This is a genomic window from Emticicia aquatica, from assembly GCF_923079645.1.
In the GTDB taxonomy this organism is placed as follows: domain Bacteria; phylum Bacteroidota; class Bacteroidia; order Cytophagales; family Spirosomataceae; genus Emticicia; species Emticicia aquatica.
In genome coordinates, this window is sequence record NZ_CAKLPY010000002.1 from 325690 (window position 1) to 341909 (window position 16220).

Sequence of the window (16220 nt, forward strand, 5' to 3'; positions counted from 1 at the left end):
TCAAATAATATGAATATTTTACGAATAATAAGCTATTTTTCTTTCGTTGGTTTATTATTTACTTTGGGCTGTAATCAACCATCTGAAGGCGAAAAACTTGCTCAAACCTATTGTAGTTCTTGTCATATTTTTCCAGAACCTTCTCTTCTTGATAAAAACACTTGGAAAAACAATATCATGCCCGTAATGGCCAAACAATTAGGCCTACAAATAGTCAATGGGGAAGTTTATCCAGATATTCAGAAAGGAGTCGATAATCAATATCAAAGTATTTCTGCTATTTCGCCTGAAGATTGGGAAAAAATTGTAGCATTTTATCAAAAAAATGCTCCTGAAAAATTACCCAATCAAGGTCGTGAACCCATTTCTGCAATCACTGATTTATTTTCGGTAAAACCTGTTTCGATTACACAAAGTAGTTTTCCATCGCTCACTTACATTAAAATTGACACTGCAAATCAACAAATTTATGCAGCAAGTGATGCCTTGTTAAGCATTTTTGACAAGAAAAATACAGCTATTTTATCTCAAAAATTAACAGAAACTATTGTTGATATTGACTTCGGGATTTCGCTTCAAAAATCAGGTAGTCGAACTGGATATTTGACAAATATTGGCATTTTAAATCCAAATGATTTGACAAAAGGTACTTTAAATAGCTTCAATTTATCTGAGAAAAATAATTTCAAAAATACGGGATTAGTCATCGAAAATCTGCCAAGACCCGTTCAAAGTATATCTGTTGACTTAGACAAAGACGGATTAATTGACCAACTTATTTGCGGCTATGGCAATAAAAATGGAGCATTAATATGGTACAAAAATTTGGGTAAAAACAACTACAAACAATTTATCATAAGAAGCTTACCTGGTGCTATAAAAGCATACATTGATGATGTAAACAAAGATGGTTTACCCGACATTTGGGTATTATTTGCACAAGCTCAAGAAGGCATTTTCTTATTTACAAATAAAGGCAAAAGTGCGGAAGGTGCACTTCAGTTTGAAACCAAAGAAATTCTACGGTTTTCGCCTGTAAATGGCTCAAGTTTCTTTGAATTAGTTGATTTGAATAATGATGGTTTAAAAGATATATTATATACAAGTGGAGATAATGCAGATTATTCTACGCATCTTCTCAAGAATTATCATGGCGTTTATGGCTTTTTAAATGTAGGTAAAAATAACAGTTCATCGCCACAATTTCAACAAGCATTTTTTTATCCGATTAATGGCTGTTTTAAGGCTTTGGCTCGAGATTTTGACAAAGATGGTGACGTTGATATTGCAACAATTGCTTATTTCCCCGATTTCAAAAATCAGCCAAAAGAAGGTTTTGTTTATCTAGAAAATAAGGGCAAGTTTGCCTTTAAAGCTTCATCAATCAAAGAAGTAAATGCAGGAAATTGGCTCGTGATGGATGCCGCCGATCTCGATGCTGACGGTGATGAGGATATTGTATTAGGCAATTTTGACCGAAACAAACGTGGTCGTATAAATGAATCTAAAAAAGATACTGCGGTGTTGGTTTTAGTGAATAAGTTAAAATAATTTTTCAAATGCCATCTCTGTAGATGGCATTTGAAAACTAAATATGCTCATTAACTCAACAAACCTTTGGCATAAGCCACACACTTGGCAACTTCTTTTACGGCATTTGATCCTTCAGGAATATCATATTCTAACTCAATCGTAGCTGGAAATTTATATTTCTTGGTCTTCATCAATGTTAAAACTTCTTTGAGTGGAGTATCGCCTTTGCCCCATTCCAAATTTCCTTTACCATCGGCAGTACGGTCTTTGATGTGCATACTTGTGATACGGTCGTGTTTGGCTTCAATCAATGCCAACAACGATTCTTTGGTGTTTTTTCCACCAACAGCAATGTAGTGTCCACAGTCAAGGTTGAGCGAATTGTAAGGTGATTGGCTTAAAGCTTCGTCCCAAAGTGTATCAGTTGCTTGCAAATGAGCGTGATACCCCACATAAACTTTGTGTTTCGCACCTAAATCGCCCAATCTTTTGGTTTGTGCTGAATCAGTTGGAAGTTCCACCGTTACTGATGTTGCACCTAAAGCTTTAGCGGCTTTCATGCCATATTCTACTTCTGCATCCGAATTGTTTGGACCAAAAGCATTCGGTTTAAAAGCATAAATCGATACACCCGCATCATTAAATTTCTTACGAATTTCCTTAAATTTATCCATCGATGCAGTTTCTCTCCAAGCCGCTACTTTTTTATTGTATTCAGCCATTTGAGCTCTCTGCTCGTCGGTCATTTGTGGACGTTGTGGCGGTTGACCAGCTGCTTGGCGTGGTGGAGGCCCCATTCTAAATGGATTCGGATTTTTAGGTTTTCCTGCAAAATCCTCGGCGGGGTCACCCATCATTTCAATGGCACTTACATTACAATCTATACAAAACTGCAACAATTGGTCAATATCGTGTGGCATACTTCTAAAAGAATACGTGATAGTGCCAATCTGAACGCCGCCAAATTTTGAATTTGGCTTGTCTAACCAACTATTAGAGCGTTTGTTGAGCAACAAGCCAATGGTTGCGATTGGAGCAATGGCCATGAAGCCACGGCGAGAAATTTCATTTTTCATAGTTAAGAGAATGGTTGAATAAACGATAAGAATGATTGAACCCCGATAACAAGATTCAAAAACATATTTGAATTTAATTAAAACTGAGCAAATCCAAGCATTGATGCCTAATTATGTTAAAAAAAAGTTCAGTAAACTTAATTACTGAACTTTTCGTACTTTACTTCAGATTAGCCAAAAATTCAACCACGTCACGAATTTCTCTTTTTGAAAGTAAAGTTCCCATTGGTGGCATACTTGATGGCATATTTTCTCTTTTAGCGATGCGAGAAACTGGAATCACCAAAGGCTCTGCATCAGAAGTAGTAATGACCAATTCATGTTCGTTTTCCTTGGCTAAAGTTCCAGTTACTTCTTGTCCATCTTTTAGTTTCAATGAAACTGTACCATAACCAGGCGAAAGCCTCGCACTTGGCTCAATGAGTGCTTGCAAAATTTGTTCACGGCTTAAAGTACTACCGATTTTTGATAAGTTTGGCCCAACCGAACCACCTTCACCACCCAGCGAATGACAACGCACACATTGAGCTGTTGAGTTATAGTTGAAGGTATTACGACCATTAAATCGATTTCCGCCAAAAAGAGCTTCCAAATATTCATCCATCGGTGAGGCATTTGGTTTGATTGCCGCGATTTTTGTTTTTAGGGTTTCTGAGCCAGAAGTCTCAACGGCTTCTTTCAATTCAAGAGAAAGGCTTGGTGATAATTGTTTTTCTTTCAGTTGGTCAATTAAACCGTCTAAAATAGATTGGGTTTTATCAATTGCTAATTTTCCTAAAACTATCAAAATTTGTTGCTGTTCTTTGATTCCCCCTTTTGTAAAAATCGTTTTTACAATCCCTGGCAAGCTTTCTTTCGACACGTTTTCATTGCTCAATAAACTCAATGCAACAGTTCTTACATTTTCTTCTTTATCTTCCATTCCCTTCTTAATAATCGCCTCCATTTCTGCGTAATTAAGGTCATTCAAAGCCGAAAGAATAGCTGTTTTTACTTTAGAATTGCTATTGTTATCATAAATTGTAGCTAACTCTGTATTAAAATCTTTTATTTTCAAATCTGAAAGTAATCCAGCCATTGCAACTAGCGATTCGGCATTTGTTTCTTTCAAGAAATTGCCAATAAAAGGTTGAACTTTAGTTTTTACTAATGCTCCATCTCTTTCTAATTTTCCACGATAACGGCCATCAACTCTATCCAAAACCGAAGGATTAGCCCATGACCCCAAAGTAGCCAAAGCTTCTGCTTTGATATTGTCTTTAATATCAGTTCTTGTTGAAAAGGCAATCAATAAATCAAGTTCTTTGCCCGTTCCGACTCGCAAAGCAGCATTGATAGCACGACGCAATAAAGGTTCAGAAGTAAATCTTTTATCTGCCAAAGTAGCCGCCAAAGCTGGCAATGCTCCAGTAATCGATAAATCATCATTGATAGCACGAGCAGCCTCTGTTACAATATATTCATCTTTATCATTCAAGAAAACTGCAATATTATCATTTTTCAATTTTCTCAAAACCAAAACCGCAGCCGTACGAAGTGCTTTGCTTGGATTATTAGCTAAAGCAACCATTGGCTCAACTTTTCCGATTCTTGACAAAGCCAAAACACCCGCATGACGAATATATAAATCTTCATCATTATTGGCTTCGAGCATTTGAATTAGCGGATTTACGGCATCTTGATAGGCAATACGACCAATTGCTTCGGCAGCATAAAACTTCACTCTTGGATTTTTACTTTTCAACAAAGGCACTAATTCACTTCCCGCAGTTTCAAGTCTTACGTCACCAATAATTTTAGCGGCTTGAGCAATGATTTCTTCATCACTATCTTTCAACAATGTAATTAAAGGCGAAGCAAAAGTTTTATTTTGACGAGCCAATTGTCCAACTCCCCAAATGGCATGTACTCTAGCTAATTGATTTTGTGTTTGAGCAATGGCTTTTGTTAATTGTGTAAAACCTTTTTGACCTCTGTTTACAAGTTCAAACTGAGCTTTTTGGCGAATACGCATATCAACATTTGATAGTAATCCATAAAGAACCGCATCTGTTTGTGCCTCATAATTAAGTTGAATCAAGCGTTTGGTTTCTTTTCGCAGAGCTTCGTAGTCATTTTTATCTTTTGTCACATCCAATTTCCAAACACGGCCATAATTTTTGGTATCCCAACCATTTATCCAATCGGCGGCGTATAATGCTCCGTCTGGGCCAAATCGAATTCCCGTTGGTAGAATTCCGCTAACAACATCTTTTTCTCCATCGAGTACAAATGATGCTCCTTTCTGTTTCAAACCAAACGACCAGATATGTGAGCGAGTTGGACTTCCGACAAATTCTACCAAGAAAAACTTATTTTTCCAGTCTGAACCCAACGCTGTTCCAGGATTATAAACCATACCAGTTGGGCCATTATGATAATTCATGATTGGCGGAATTATATACGCCGCTTGTCCATCCCAACGAGGTTTGTAGAGTTTTTCATCCATCCAAACATTAAATTTATTATTCTTTGGGTCGGTATATTTTCCATATTGCCAGTTTGAACGCCATCCAGCATCTGAGCCTTCTACGACATGAACCAAACGCTCACTTTCGCCTGGGTAATCGCCGTCATTATCTGACGAAATCAAATTTCCATAATCATCAAAAACAAACTCGTGTGTATTGCGTAAACCACTAGCAAAAATCTCGAAATCGCTACCATCTGGATTTGAACGAGCAATAATTCCTGAGTTAGGGTTTTCAAATTTTTTCCCATCGACAGTGGTGACATTTGCACCTATATCGCCAATATTCCAGTAAATTCGTCCATCTGGACCTTCAGTTACGCCCGACATTCCGTGTCCACCAAAACCAATATGAACGCCATATCCATGACTAATGGATGTTTTTTTATCATAAATGCCATCATTATTGGTATCTTTCAAACGCCAAACATCAGGTGCAATGCCGATAAACATTTCTTTTCCACTTACTAATAGTCCACCTGCTACATCAGTTATTTCTTCAAAGAAATCATTCACTACACGCATCGAAACATCGGCAATTCCATCATTATCTTTATCTTCCAAACGCCAAACTTCATCCTTTTCAACGGCTAAATCATGCCAATCATGGCTACCATCTTCGTTCAAATCTTTGAGCCATTCATTTTCTTTACTACGTTCAGGAGCAAATGTTTTGTGCAGAAATGCTCTTCTATCTTCTACCGTTTGTAAGCCGATTGATTCCGTCATCCAATCACGGTGTCCGCGAATATCAAATTCAGAATTTTTTTGACGATTTGTACGAATCAGATAAACTCTTCCTTGGTCATCGATTGACATAGAAACTGGGTCTGGAGCAAGCGAATCAGACGCCCAAAGAGTCATTTGTACGCCATCCGTCAATTTTATTGGAGTTTTTTCACGAATTTCTTTTGCTTTTGCAACTGCTTTGGTTGCATCTTCATTAATAATAAGTGGTTGTTCTTTTTTACTAAGCTTCACACAAGAAACAATGAAAGCCGTGGAAGCGGTGGCTATCAGTAATTTGTTTTTAAGAAGTTTTCTTAAAGTCATAGTCGTATAATAGTTGAATAGTTTTGAAGTTTAAATCTGACCTTAAAAGTAAACAATAGGCTTCACATTTTCATGCTGTGCAGACATGTTTCTGTTACAAGAAAAATAAATTTTCGATAATTTTTGCGTGTTAAATATTAAATTTATCAATTAGATTTAGTCTAGTTAACCATTTTCTTGAATATATTTAAAGCGACTTATTAAATAATTTTATTTAATAAGAATTTTATACTATTTTTATTAAAATAAATATCTGTAAAAACAGGAATGTTTATAATAATTATTGTTTAATTTAAAAAAATAAACTGAGATTTGTATTTTAATCCTAATTTTAGTCTCATTTATCTATTATTTACTTACCTATTATATAAAAAAGCACTATGCTCATACCTAAAACCGAAAACGCTATTGAACCTGAAGTGGAAGTAAACAGCAAAGAATCTGTTGTTGATATTAAGAAAAACAAACAAAAGAAGGGCATTCTTAATGATTTGTACTTTAATGACAAAAATACAATTGCTGAATTATCACATTCGCTACATATCAGTATTCCTTCGATTACTGCTTTAATTGACGAACTTGTCAGCGAGAAATGGATTCTTGAAACAGGATTCGCCATCTCTAAACAAGGCAGAAGACCTGCAATTTACGGCGTAAATCCAGATAAAAATTTCATTTTAGTCCTTGATATTAATACGCATGATACTCGAATTGCGGTATTAAATCTGAAAAATGAAATTGTTTTTTCCCAAGTTTTTGACCTTCAACTAAAAAATAATCCATCTTTTTTGGAAACACTTTTTAAATTAGTAGATAATGTTGTTGAACAAAAAATCTCGAAAGGAAAAGAAATTATAGCTTTAGGCGTTTCCATTCCTGGTTTGGTCAACAAGAAAACGGGCATTAACTACACTTACAAAGGCCTCAACGAAGAAAATACTTCTTTAGGAAAACTCATCGAAGCTCACTTTAATTTACCAACATTTGTGATTAATGACTCTAAAGCAACTGCTTTTGGGGAATATCGTTTTGGTTTAGCTAAAGGAAAATCACACGTATTATCGGTCAATGTTGACTGGGGAGTTGGTTTAGGTATCGTTATTAACGGTGATATTTTCGATGGTGCTTCAGGCTTCGCAGGTGAGCTAGGACATATTCAGGTTAATCCTGATGGTGTTCTTTGTTATTGTGGAAAAGTTGGATGTTTAGATACAATTACTTCTGCGTCTTCCTTATTAAAAAATATCAAAGAAGGCTTGCGAAATGGGCAGGTTTCAAAATTAGGGGAATACAAAGATAAACTCGAAAACATCAACCTCGAAATGGTGATTGATGCTGCCCAACAAGGCGATGCTTTTGCAATTGACATCATTCATAATATTGGTCTTGAACTCGGTAAAGGGTTATCAATTGCAGTGCATTTATTCAATCCACAAATAATTATTATTGATGGTGTACTTTCTAAAGCTCAAAAATTGATTGTAAATCCAATCGAACACGCAATCAATAAATATTGCTTGACCGATTTCAAAGAAGAATTGAGCATCGAAATTTCGCAACTCAGCGATGATGCAAAAATTTATGGCGTTCACGCTTACGTAGTCGAAAATATATTAAAAGCGTCATAATTTTCATTATTCCGTAAAATCACTCATTCAACAATACAATAATCCATTTATTTTATGCAATCTAGAAGAAATTTTTTACATTGGTCGGTACTTAGTTTACCATTTTTGTCAATTAGCAAAGCATTTGCCAAAACCAATACCATACAAAAACCAATCGTAGTTTCAACGTGGGATAGCGGTTTACCTGTGAATGCCGTAGCATGGAAAATTTTGAAAGAACCAAAAGGCCGTGCATTAGATGCAGTTGAAGCAGGTGCAAGGTCAATCGAAGATACAATTAATTGTTGTGTTGGCTTGGGCGGAAACCCCGACCGTGACGGAAAAGTAACACTTGATGCTTGTATTATGGACGAATATGCTAATTGCGGGGCGGTTGCCTATTTACAACACATCAAACATCCGATTTCGGTAGCTCGAAAGGTAATGGAAAGTACGCCACATGTATTTTTGGTGGGCGATGGTGCTTTACAATTTGCGTTGGCTAATGGTTTCACAAAAGAACCTGATAAACTTTCGGCTGATGCTGAACAATCTTACAAAAATTGGCTTAAAAAATCGGAATATAAGCCAGTTATGAATATTGAGCAACAACAAATAAAAGGACAAAAAAAGGCAGGACATGGCCCTTTTGCTCCAAACTTCTTGGAAGATGGCTCGTTTAACCACGATACAATGGGAACAATTGCGTTGGATAATGCAGGAAATCTTTCGGGAGCTTGTACTACCAGCGGAATGGGTTTCAAAATGAAAGGCCGCTTGGGAGATTCTCCAATTATCGGAGCTGGACTATTCGTTGATAATGAAATTGGAGCGGCCGTTTCTTCGGGTCAAGGCGAAGAAGTAATCAGGATTGCAGGAACTCATTTGGTAGTCGAAATGATGCGAATGGGTAAAAGTCCAGAAGAAGCATGCAAAGCTGCTATTGAACGTTTAGTAAAAATAAACCCCGTAAAAGCCAAAGATTTTCAAGTAGGTTTCATCGCCATCAATAAACTAGGCGAATACGGAGCGTACTCAATCAACCCTGGATTTAGTTATTCGGTTACAGCAAGCGAAGACGGCGGAAAAGTTTTTATGGCCACCAGTCATTATAAGTAAAGATATTTTAGACGAATGAAAAAGTTCATAACGATAATCTTCATTGTTATTGGTGTCAATAGTCATGCCCAATATCAAGCTAATTGGCAAAGCCTCGACCAAAGACCAACACCAACTTGGTTTGAAGATGCAAAATTTGGCATTTTTATCCATTGGGGACTTTATTCTGTTCCTTCTTGGGCAACAAAATCAAATGCCGATGGATTTGGTAGCGGTTATGCCGAATGGTATTGGCAACGATTATTCGCCCCAAATCTTAAAATTCATCCTGAGTTTTTGGCATTTCACAAGAAAAATTTTGGTGATAAAAACTACCAAGATTTCGTGCAAGATTTTAAAGCCGAACTTTTTCAACCTGACGATTGGGCAAATATATTTGAACAAGCTGGAGCAAAATATGTAGTTCTGACATCAAAACACCACGAAGGATTTACACTTTGGCCAAGCAAAGAATCATGGAATTGGAACGCCGTTGACGTTGGCCCACACCGAGATTTAGCAGGCGATTTAATGAAATCTGTCCGAGCAAAAAACCTCAAAATGGGTTATTATTATTCACTTTACGAATGGTATAATCCTGTTTATAAAAACGATGTAAATCAATATGTGAGCGAGCGAATGTTGCCACAAATGAAAGACCTCGTAACTCGCTATCAACCTGATATTTTATGGACTGATGGGGAGTGGGATTATCCTGCCAAAACTTGGAAAAGTGAAGAATTTTTGGCTTGGCTTTATAATAATCCTGCGGTAAAAAATAATATTGTTGTGAACGACCGTTGGGGCAATGATACTAAAAGTAAACACGGAAGTTTTTATACATCAGAATACGGCCACGGAGGCAATGATAATACCGAAACTACCAATGGATTTCAGAAACCTTGGGAAGAATGTCGAGGCATGGGAGAATCGTTTGGTTATAACCGAAATGAAAACCTTGACAGTTACCAAACAGGCGAGGCTCTCGTGCATCAACTCATTGATATTGTGGCTAAAGGCGGCAATTTATTGCTCAACATTGGCCCTGCCGCAGATGGTACGATTCCAGTAATTATGCAGGAACGTTTACACGAAATAGGCACTTGGCTAAAAGTAAATAGCAATGCCATTTATGGCTCTCGTAAATGGCATAATTCTCCAGCTTTGACTAAAGAATCAACCTTGTATTTTACTCAAAAAGATAAAAATATTTACGCTATTACTCGTCATTGGGATGAAGTTATAACGATTCAAAACGTTAATAAACCCCTAAAAATCAACCTTTTGGGGTATAAGGGCGATGTAAAATTTACACATAAAAATAATACGCTTACAATAATAGCTCCGTCTGTTAATCCGAGTAATATTCCTTGCCAATACGCTTGGACTTATGAAATAGTTGATGCTTTAAAATAAGAACAAGATAAATGAAAAAAACATTAATTATAATCCTTTTCTCGTTGATAAGTCCAGTACTTATTTTCGCCCAAAATAAAGCATTTAATAATGAAACTGGCGAACAAAATCGGGCATATTGGAGTAAATTATTGTATAAAATTTCTTATCCTGTAGTGCATAATTTAGCACAAGAAACTTTAGTCAAAAATATGCCCATTGAGGGTGGGCCAAATACTTATAAAAGAGAATTTCCCGTTTCACATTTGGAGGCTGTCGGCCGAACCGTAGCGGGTATTGCTCCATGGCTCGCACTAGATGACGACAACACAGATGAAGGGAAACTTCGTAAAAAATTGAGGGAAGAACTGCTTGTCGGTTTGAAAAACATGGTTAATCAGCAAAGTCCTGATTATCTTAATTTCAGAAAAGAAATGCAACCTTTGGTTGATGCGGCATTTTTAGCACAGGGATTTTTAAGAGCAAAAACCAAACTTTGGGAACCGCTCGATGAACTCACAAAAAAACGTTTTATTGAGGAATTCAAATCGCTAAGAAATCGAAAGGCATATTATAGCAATTGGTTACTTTTTTCGGCCATGACCGAAACCTTTCTGCTTAAAATTGGAGAAGACTATGACCCAGCTCGCATTGATTATGCCCTCAAGAAAATTCCAGAATGGTACTACGGCGATGGCATTTATGGCGATGGACCAAGCTTTGCGATGGATTATTATAATTCTTTTGTTATTCATCCAATGCTCGTTGAGGTTTTGCAAGTAATGGTTGAAAATAAACTCGCAAAAAAAGAAGAATACGACCTTGCTCTCAAACGCATGATTCGCTATGCTGAGCATCAGGAAAGATTCATCTCGCCAGAAGGCACTTATCCACCAATTGGGCGTTCGATAGCGTATCGAGTTGGTGCGTTCCAAGTATTGGCAGCAGTGGCTTTAAGTAATAACTTATCCGCTTATATTCAACCAGCACAGGTAAGGTGTGCGTTGACAAAAGTTATGGAAAATCAGTTTGAAGCCGATGGCACTTTTGACGAAAAAGGTTGGTTGCAATTAGGTTTTGCAGGACACCAACCTGAAGCAGCCGACCCTTATATTACAACTGGAAGTTTATACTTATGTACTTTTGGATTCTTACCGCTAGGCTTACCTGCATCGCACCCATTTTGGACTGACCCAGCAGCCGAATGGACAGCAAAAAAAGCATGGAGTGGCAAACCCTTCAAGAAAGATGGTCATGTGGATTGAAAAGAATAATAAGCACGACTATCAAAAATATCATCATTATGATTTTTTGAGTTTTTTAACAATTATTTGAGTAAATAACTAGAAACTCATGCCTCTTCAACCAACCAAAATAAAGCAAATTTTTCAAAAAACTAGCAATCTCCGAATTGGGGTTATTGGTGATTTTGCTGTTGATTTTTACTATGCAATTAACCAGCAAACGCACGAATTTTCGGTTGAAACGAGTAAAGAAGTTTTTTGGGGCAGTAAGCCCATAACTTCTTTAGGTGCGGCAGGAAATGTAGTTCAGAATTTGGCGGCTTTAGGCGTAGAAAATATACAAGTTTTTGGCTGTATTGGTAATGATATTTTTGGGCGAGAAATGAAGCATTTGTTTCAAAATATCAATGTTGATACTACATTTCTGAAAGGTCTTTCGAGCGGTTGGGATACCTGTACTTATACAAAACCGATGTCGGTCAATGGCGAAGAAAACCGACTAGATTTCGGAACAAACAATGCTCTTTCTGAAGAGATATTTAAGCAAATATTGCTTGACCTTGAATCTGCTTTACCTAATCTTAATGTTCTGATTATCAACCAACAATTTCCTAATCCCCTACTTACGCCTCAACGAATTCAGCAGCTTAATAGTGTTTTAGAAAAATTTCCTGATTGTCTTTTTGTAGCCGATTTACGTGCGTATGGACTGCATATCAAAAACATTATTTTAAAAGTAAATACCGAAGAATTAGCCCGCTTAGTTGGCGTTTTAGAAATAGAAGAAGCTAATGAAATAGCTTGCATTATGTATGGCAAAGCTTTGCTCAAACAAATTGGCGGTTCGCTCGTCATAACTCGTGGTGAACACGGTATTTTATATATTTCATCCGACAAAACACAAAGCGTAGAAGCATTAAAATTGAACACAAAACTCGATACAGTTGGTGCAGGAGATACAGTTGTAGCGGCATTTTCGGCAAGCCGAGGTACGGGTGCAACTATAAAAGAATCGCTCGAAATTGCTAATTTAGCTGCCGCCGTAACAGTTCAGAAGTTGCACCAAACTGGCACAGCTACTTTGGAAGAAATTTTAGAACAAAACCTTAACTAGAATCATATCAGCATTCAACCTCTATAAAAAACTATTCAACTATGAATCTTTCTCATGCCCAAGAGCTGCGAGACGAAATTGTCTCTTATCTCAATAATGGCCTTTTACCTTTCTGGATTTCTCGCACCGTTGATACCCAATACGGCGGTTTTTTGACACATTTCGATGAATTTGGCAATGATTCGGGCGAAGATGAAAAATCTTTGATTGCCCAATCTCGCTCCGTTTTCACCTATTCATCGGCTCATCGTGCAGGTTATGGCGGTGGGAAATTGGCAGAAATGGCTCGCCATGGCGTTGATTTTATGCTCAATAAAATGTGGGATGCAGAATATGGCGGTTTTTACTGGATGATGAACCGCAAAGGCGAAGTTGTAATTGATGAAAAAATAGTTTATGGTCATAGTTTTGCCATTTATAGTTTGAGCGAATATACCCTTGCAACTGGCGACCCACGTGGACGAGAATATGCAGAAAAAGTATTTGATTTACTACAAAAATACGCTGTTGATACACATTTTGGCGGTTATTGGGAAATGTTCCATCGAAACTGGGATTTAAAAGGTGCTGGCTCGGCAGGTGGTGACCGCAAAACACTTGACGCTCACATGCACCTGATGGAAGCATTTACAACACTCTACGAATGTACAGGTGAACAAGTACATCGACGTAAATTATTGGAAGCAATTGAGTTATTGACCAAGAAAATCATGCACCCAAAATATGGCACTGGAATTCCACAGTTTTGGGCAGATTGGACTGTTGCTCCACAGATAAAATTTGATATTGTTTGGGGTTGGGACAGATTCAGCGAAGATGGACAAAAGGCCTCTGCTGAAGACAATACCAGCTACGGGCATAACTCAGAATTTGCTTGGTTATTGATGCACGCCCTAGATATTTTGAAGTTGCCTTATGACTTATACGAACAACAAATTCAAAAATCATTTAGCCATTCGGTTGATAATGGCATTGATTGGGAATTTGGTGGTGTTTTCGTAGAAGGTTCGCACGCTGGCGAAGTCTATGACCGAGAAAAAGAATTTTGGCAGCAAGCCGAAATGTTAATCGGAATGCTTGATGCTTACCGATACTTGAAAGACGAAAAATACTGGAATGCTTATGTAAACGTTCACCGTTTTGTATTTGATAAAATGATTAACCACAAATTAGGCGAATGGTGGCCACTAATGACTCGTCAAGGTGAACCTATTTGGAGACACATGAGTCATTCTTGGAAAATCAATTATCATGATGTGCGTGCCATGATTCAGTCGGTTGTAAGACTAGATAAATTGTTAAAATCTTGAACGATTAATTGTATTTATGACAAATTAAAAATTCCCAAATAATGCTATTAATAATCAAAAAATAGTAGATTTGTTTTATCGAAATAAAGCAGATAAATCACCTAAATTCTGCTTAAATTATTCAACCTCAAAACTTCACAATGGAACTTTCAATTCATAATTGGATGCGGGCAGAGCCTATCGAACAAACCGTTAAAAGAATTGCACAATTAGGCTACGAAAAAATCGAAATTCAAGGTTCACCCGAACTTTACGATACTAAAAAAGTAAATCAATTGCTCAAAGATTATGGCATGGGTTGCTGGGGTTCGGTAACACTCATGCTCGAAGACCGAAATCTTCTTGCAAAAGATAAAAACCAACGTGCCAAATCAGTACAATATGTAAAAGATGTTGTGCGAATGGTAAAAGAATTGGATGGCTCGATGGTATCTGTTGTACCTGCCACTGTTGGCAAAATCATCCCTGATGGCCGTCCTGATGAAGAATGGCAATGGGCTGTTGAAGGAATGCAAGAAATCTACGAATATTCGGAAAGCGTCGGAATTCAGCTTGGAATTGAGCCAATCAATCGTTTTGAAACCTATTTTATCAATCGTGGAGACCAAGCTTTGGCACTAGCAAAAGCAACTGGCCCTAATTGTGGTGTTTGTTTGGATACTTTTCACATGAACATTGAAGAAGACAATACTTATGATGCTATTCTCAGAGCTAAAGGGCGTTTGGTTGGTTTCCATGTAGCAGATAATAACCGCATGGCTCCTGGAATGGGAACAATCAACTGGCCAAAAATTATTGAAACTTTGCAGGAAATAGGCTACGACAAAGTGCTTTCTGTTGAGTTTTGCTCACCTTTAGACCGAACACCTGCTAATCCTTATCCTAATTCAATCGAAACAAATCCTGAAGGATTAAGTCCAGAACAAAAGAAGTTTTTGGAAGACCACGGCAGTTCAGCCGTTACCGAAGAATTCTATGCTATGCTTACTCGAAAATCAGTGGAAACTTTACGGCCATTGATTTAAGCGTTGAATATCAATTTTAAGATATAATTGTTTTAGAAAACATTGCTCCAAAATAGTATTTTATGAGCAAGAAATAGTACTTATGAAAATAACAAACGTTGAAGCATTCTGGCTTCGTTGTCCAATACCAAAAGAAAAACAACATTTTTCAGATTATGGTCTTCTGACCAATTTTGACATGACACTCGTAGTCATAACGACCGAATCTGGTCTCCAAGGTTTTGGAGAAGCCAAAGCTGCGGTTGGTTCATCGGGCGAATGTGCTTCCATTGTCACTTGTGTCGAAAATGAAATAAAACCATTATTAATTGGCAAAGATGCTAGACATATTTCTCGTATTTGGGAACATATTTACAATGGCACTCGTGACCACTACGCACTTTCAAGAGGACGGAAATTTCCGATTTTAGGGCGTCGAGGCTTAACCGTTTCCGCTATGAGTGGCGTTGATACAGCTCTTTGGGACTTAAAAGGAAAAGCATTGGGCGTACCAGTTGTTGAGCTTTTGGGCGGTACTTGCCGTGACAAAATGCCTGCTTACGCCAGCGGTGGTTGGGCAAAAGCTGATAAAATTGGCGAACAGCTTTTGAGCTACGTTTCCAAAGGTTTTCAAGGTGTAAAAATGCGTGTGGGTATTATGGATTTAACAGTCAAAGAAAGTATCAAGCGAGTGCGTGCCGCCCGTGAAGCTTTGGGCGATGATATCAAATTAATGACTGATGCCCACGGAACATTCAGCGTTCCAGAAGCCAAACAATTTTGTAGAGGCGTTGAAGATTGTAATTTGTATTGGTTTGAAGAACCAATTAGTCCTGATAATCGCCACGGAACGGCTGAAGTAAGAGCCTCAACTTCAATTCCAATTGCTGCGGGTGAAAGCGAATATACGGCTTTTGATGTACGAGATTTAATTGAAGTTCGAGCATTAGATATTGTACAACCAGACTCAGCAATCATTGGCGGAATCACAGAAGCAATGCGGGTAGCACATTTGGCTCACACCTATCAACTCGAACTCGCACCACATTGTTGGGGTTCGGCATTTTCGTTTATGGCTGGTGTAAATGTAGCTTTTGCTGCTCCTGCTGCTACGATTATAGAATTTTCGTTGGGTGGAAATCCGATGATGTATGATTTAGTAAATGAAAAAATTGAAGCGATTGATGGTATGATTGATGCTCCAAAATCTCCAGGATTAGGATTAACTCCCAATTGGGATTTTGTGAAAGAATTTAAGCAAAAGGTATAAATTAAAG

General features: G+C 37.5%; 11 protein-coding genes. 9 read left to right on the forward strand and 2 right to left on the reverse strand.

Features of this window, described 5'->3' with window-relative positions; genetic code table 11:
* Positions 1–9 precede the first annotated feature (9 nt).
* Complete coding sequence (locus MJQ71_RS11120; protein WP_238806689.1) at positions 10–1551, forward strand: FG-GAP repeat domain-containing protein; 1542 nt, start codon at positions 10–12, stop codon at positions 1549–1551.
* Between the two features lie 50 nt (positions 1552–1601).
* On the opposite strand, the gene MJQ71_RS11125 is transcribed toward MJQ71_RS11120, so the two are convergent.
* Positions 1602–2609 carry a sugar phosphate isomerase/epimerase family protein gene (locus MJQ71_RS11125; RefSeq protein WP_238806690.1) on the reverse strand — a complete coding sequence of 336 codons (1008 nt, stop codon included), beginning with the start codon at positions 2607–2609 and terminating at the stop codon, positions 1602–1604.
* 160 nt (positions 2610–2769) lie between these two features.
* Positions 2770–6171 (reverse strand): DUF7133 domain-containing protein, encoded by a 3402-nt coding sequence (locus MJQ71_RS11130; protein ID WP_238806691.1) that lies wholly within the window; start codon positions 6169–6171, stop codon positions 2770–2772.
* A 380-nt stretch (positions 6172–6551) separates the two neighbouring features.
* Here MJQ71_RS11130 and MJQ71_RS11135 point away from each other — a divergent pair, with 380 nt between their 5' ends.
* The 8 genes from MJQ71_RS11135 (at position 6552) to MJQ71_RS11170 (ending at position 16213) form a co-directional block, all read left to right on the forward strand.
* Complete coding sequence (locus MJQ71_RS11135; protein ID WP_238806692.1) at positions 6552–7799, forward strand: ROK family protein; 1248 nt, start codon at positions 6552–6554, stop codon at positions 7797–7799.
* Between the two features lie 54 nt (positions 7800–7853).
* Positions 7854–8897, forward strand: a complete 1044-nt coding sequence (locus MJQ71_RS11140) for an isoaspartyl peptidase/L-asparaginase family protein (RefSeq protein ID WP_238806693.1) — start codon at positions 7854–7856, stop codon at positions 8895–8897.
* A gap of 15 nt (positions 8898–8912) precedes the next feature.
* On the forward strand, positions 8913–10292 hold the full coding sequence (locus tag MJQ71_RS11145; RefSeq protein ID WP_238806694.1) for an alpha-L-fucosidase: 1380 nt from the start codon (positions 8913–8915) through the stop codon (positions 10290–10292).
* Positions 10293–10303: 11 nt separating this feature from the next.
* Entirely contained in the window at positions 10304–11536 is a 1233-nt protein-coding gene (locus MJQ71_RS11150) for a DUF2264 domain-containing protein (protein WP_238806695.1), read from the forward strand.
* A gap of 88 nt (positions 11537–11624) precedes the next feature.
* Positions 11625–12629 carry a bifunctional heptose 7-phosphate kinase/heptose 1-phosphate adenyltransferase gene (locus MJQ71_RS11155; RefSeq protein WP_238806696.1) on the forward strand — a complete coding sequence of 335 codons (1005 nt, stop codon included), beginning with the start codon at positions 11625–11627 and terminating at the stop codon, positions 12627–12629.
* A gap of 41 nt (positions 12630–12670) precedes the next feature.
* A complete protein-coding gene (locus MJQ71_RS11160; protein WP_238806697.1) occupies positions 12671–13939 on the forward strand; it encodes a beta-1,2-mannosidase in 1269 nt (422 codons plus the stop codon).
* Between the two features lie 140 nt (positions 13940–14079).
* A complete protein-coding gene (locus MJQ71_RS11165) occupies positions 14080–14964 on the forward strand; it encodes a sugar phosphate isomerase/epimerase family protein (protein ID WP_238806698.1) in 885 nt (294 codons plus the stop codon).
* Positions 14965–15046: 82 nt separating this feature from the next.
* Positions 15047–16213: a mandelate racemase/muconate lactonizing enzyme family protein gene (locus MJQ71_RS11170; RefSeq protein ID WP_238806699.1), complete on the forward strand. Its 1167-nt coding sequence runs from the start codon at positions 15047–15049 to the stop codon at positions 16211–16213.
* Positions 16214–16220: the final 7 nt, after the last annotated feature.